This window comes from Psittacicella gerlachiana, from assembly GCF_003585965.1.
GTDB lineage: Bacteria > Pseudomonadota > Gammaproteobacteria > Enterobacterales > Psittacicellaceae > Psittacicella > Psittacicella gerlachiana.
In genome coordinates, this window is sequence record NZ_NRJF01000236.1 from 1 (window position 1) to 4,453 (window position 4,453).

Genomic DNA, 4,453 nt, shown 5'->3' on the forward strand with positions numbered 1-4,453 from the left:
AGATTCTTAATCTTTAAGAGGTTTAAGAAATTATTTAAAGAGAAGGATTATCCTCTAATAACTTATAAGGATAAAAATCACTCAAGATAACTTAAACCTCTAGGGCATGAAGAGAAATAAGAAGATAGACTTATACATAAGGTCAGTACCCTATGGGCGATACTTAGAGTTGCGTAGGGTACTATTTGCTATGTTGCTTTTTACTCCTAAATTTTACAGGGCAAAGTAAAATTTATAGGCAAATCTTTACCTTTCCTTTCTTAATTACCCTAGGTCATAGGTAATTTCTTATTTTTTACCAATTCCTTTGTCTAGTTTTGGTTTAAAGGGCAATTTCTTTAAATAATTGTCGTTTAAATTTAAATTTTGATTCACGATTGATAGACTTTAGTTGCTATCTCTTGGTTCTTGCTTGATTTTAAGAAGTTGTGCTAAATAAAACCTTTTAATGAAGCAAGGAGAGTAAACGTGATTAAAAAATTGATTTTTAAGCAAAAGGTTAGCCAAAATCAAATTAAAAAGTTGTAGTGGTAAAAAATTTAAGGTAAAGTCTTAGCGAGGATTTATGAGCTAAGTTTTTGAAAAATCGAAGAAAAGTTGGAGAAGAAAGTGATTGTTGAATAAATGTTAATATTATTTTGACAAATTTTGACTTTACTTCATTAATTTTCTGTGTTACTCTATAAAGAGAGCAAAGAAACTAACTTTCTTTTGATCTAAACAACATAGACAAACAAATAATAAAACAACAAAAAGCACTTATAGCTAGTTTTGTTAAGTTGAGACTCACAAAAAGCTATATATGCTAATTGCATCATTTAAATTAACATAAGAATAATATATAAGGAGAAAGCATATGACTAACTTAAAAGATAAAGTTTTATTTGGAATTTCAACTCTTGTTGCATTCTCTTTAGTGATCTTAGCGGTAGTTGGTCACTAATTAAAATAGAATTTTCTCGTAGGGATTACGATAAACCAATAAACTCATAATATATTTCATATATCTTAGTTCCCATAGTCAGGAGATACTAAGTTTACCTTTATTATAGAAGCGATCTTGAGCCATAGCGTTCGAGGTCGCTTTTTTTATGTTGGCAAAAGCAAAATTGTGCGAGAGAAAGCTTGGATGAAGATTGTGTAAACGAACACTAAGAAAATGTTTGAAGAGAAAAGAAAATGAGAGAACTGTTTTAACTTTTTACAAGAAAGATAGCAAAAACTTGATACAACTTTGGAGGAGCAGGATATTCTAGAGAAAAGATAAGAAAATTATCGAGATGCTCAAAGGAAAAAATAAAAGAAAGCTCCGAGGAGCTAGATTGTTCTTCTCCTTAGAGAGTAATTAATAATCATCTAGGAGAGATAAAGTAAACAAGAAATTTTAGTCCTCAAGAAAAAATAAGATTTTTTCTTAAGTGTAAGGAGAGGATTTTTGTTTGTAAAGACGAATCTATGCTCTTGGCAAACGAGAAGAAAATATTTTAAGTAGGAACTAAAAGACGCATTTTTATTGTGGTTTTTAGATACTTTAAGAGAGAAAATTGAGGTAAACAAAGAGAAAAAAGTGTGACTTATGACAACTTTTTTCTAAAGTTTTCCTCAAAAAACTGATTATAAATGATCAAATAATTAAGTTGTTGCTTATATATCAAGGTTTTAAGGGGAAGGGGACTATTACATAAGGGCAAAATAATTTATTTAGTGCCTACAGCATATTATGTATATAATGGTAAGCAAGCTAGAGAAAACAATAAGCGAGAAAAATTAATCTCCCTCGATCTAGGAATAGATGAACAAAAGTCTATTCCGGATCTTCTCCCCTCGATTCTTTCCCTCATTTAAAGAGGGGAGGTTTCTCATTAGGCTTTTGTTTTCTTTTTGCTAATAATACCTAAAAAGTAGATAAGAAGCTCTTAATTATGAGCTTTTACATTACATACTATCGGGGTGAGCCTCCATTAATCCCCGATAGTATATTTTCTCAAGGAGTTTCTTATTCTACATTTCTAGGTTGGCTATTTTTAACCCGTTTTCCTCTTGCAATCTTGAGGGGTCTTAAGTTAGAATATATCAGCTTATTTAAAGTGCAGAAAAAGTTATTTTTAAGTGAGAAATGCTTAGAAATTTTCTAAGATAATTTTCTTTCTAAGGTAATCTTACTAAGGTAATTTCATACTTAGATAACATATGCCCTAAATAGCTAGCTACTTAAGTGATTAGGCGTTAAGATTTCAAATAACAGATTACTTTATAACGAAATTATTTAAAATAGTAGCCTTGTACCTTAATAATAGATATGACAGTTTAACTTGTTACTGCGAGATTTGATTTGATGGCTTCTATAGTGAAGGCTACTGCTTTAAATAACTTTTTTTCGATAATTTCTTAAATCTGATGCCATACATTAAATTGGCAATCAAAATTTAAGTTTACTGATCATGTTTACTATATTCTTTGTTAACTGATATTTATATCACATGGCATCAGTTTTAAGAGATTACGATTTTTTATGTTTTATGCTTTAGTAGTTAGCTGATTGCAGTTACTAAAGAAACACCGATTACTTTTAAATTAGCAATAATTTGAAAGTTGTCTCTGCAAACAACTTGCCTCAAAACGTTGTTTGCATTAACCCGTAGAATCGTAGACGCCAATTTTTTGCGATTCTTCTGCATACGCCAACTTTGATGCAGCAGGGTAGATTACAACAGAATGAATAAAGATTAAGACTAGAATTAGTCGTTATATGTTTGCAATTGTAGATGATAAAAATTTGGACCAAAGTTTTTATGATTTACTCTTGCCACTGTATTATGTTTAAATGTTAGCATAATATTTCCTTAAGTCACAGCGATTTACCGCTGTGACAATTTTTTTGTGCAAAAATTAGAGTTTTGACATTAACTCCAAAGCTGAAAGCTTGTAATCTTTAAGGAGTTGTTAAGGCAATCTTTAAGGAGTTATAAAAGTAATACTTCGAGAAATAAGATCTTATCAAGCAACTTTATATAAGGCAGGTGAAGTTATTTCTTTATATAAGGTGAGCAAGATAGCTCTTTATACTCTATATAAGGAGGTAAGAAACGCTATCTTTATATAAGCACTAAGTAAATCTACATCTTTATATAAGGAAGTAAGGTGAGATGAGAAGAACCCAAGTAAGGAGAGAGGGGAAGAGTCTGAGAAGTACAAGATGGTTTGCATCTAGTAATCTTGCTTACTTGTTTTTATGAAAAAGATCTTGCTAAAAAATAATTTTATGCAAAATAATTAATTATTTTCTCTAAAATGACTAAAATATAAGGATTTGCAGTGCGAAATCTATAATTAAAAATTAAATAATTAAGAGAAAAATTAATTTTAACTGAGTAAATACTTAGTTAAAAACGCCTATTTGCCTTACAAATAGTGTGGGAATAGGGAATTAAATTTAACTGAGTGTTTACTCAATTTAGCTCGATAAAATCGAGCAAACAGCATAAAATCCTTAATTATTGGGAATAAGTTTAAATGAGTAAATACTCACTTAACTATTTACAAAGGATTTTTAATTCCCTATAATAGAAGCATACAACAAGCAAACAAAAAGAAAAAGTAGAGATTACTGAATTTGATTCATAAATGTTTTTATAAAAATCCCCTTTATAAATCACTAAGTAATCCCTATAATATTTAAGACAGAAAACAACATAACAACACAAGCAAACACAACAACAATTAAAAACAACAATTTATAAAACAACATATTATTCTTTCTGTCTTTTTACAACATACTTACAAAAAAAAACAAACAAAACAACAAGGAAATTAATTATGTCAACTTCAATTAAATCATTAATTATTGCTTTAACTTTAGGTTCATCTTTAGTAGCTGGTACAGCTTACGCAGCAGACTATCAAGCTAATGATCGTGCTCCTATTGTGGTAAATAATAAATTTGTGCAACCTGCTTTAAAAACAGTAAACTTTACTCAAGATGGAGTACAGGTAACTGGTAAAGCTTATGGTAGCCAAGACAAGGTTTCTACAGTATATATTAATTCAAACTTCAACAGTGCAACCAATTCTCAATTTATTGTTGATGGTGTAATGGTATATGCTTCAAGTGATTTAACAGCAACGCAAATTAATCAAATTTTAGAGAATTTAGAGATTAAAGGTTCTGTATCTAACTCAGAAGTATTTAATCAATCTAAAGAAGCTGGTTATTTCAATTCAAATAACAATTTAATTAAATAATTTACCTTAGTGGGTAGGTTAACTGTTTTATAATCTAATTTGTTACTCTTGCTACAATATGGAACAAATAGAGAGAGTTAACAAGAGTAACAAAGTTAGGTTATTTTTAAAGACGAACTATAGAAGTAGTTCGCTCTCAAGGCTAATAGTCTATATACATAATTTATCTTTAAAAACTATAATTTAATAGCTTATAAATATATATATTTAT

1 protein-coding gene is annotated in these 4,453 nt (G+C 29.1%); it reads left to right on the forward strand.

The genetic code is table 11. The annotated features are described in order from the left end of the window. Nucleotides 1-3,816: 3,816 nt before the first annotated feature. Nucleotides 3,817-4,242 carry a hypothetical protein gene (locus CKF59_RS07085; protein ID WP_119535235.1) on the forward strand — a complete coding sequence of 142 codons (426 nt, stop codon included), beginning with the start codon at nt 3,817-3,819 and terminating at the stop codon, nt 4,240-4,242. The last annotated feature ends 211 nt before the right edge of the window (nt 4,243-4,453 follow it).

Excerpts from the sequence above, each read along its gene's own strand:
- CKF59_RS07085 (WP_119535235.1), top strand. The coding sequence starts at position 3,817 with ATGTCAACTTCAATTAAATCATTAATTATTGCTTTAACTTTAGGTTCA.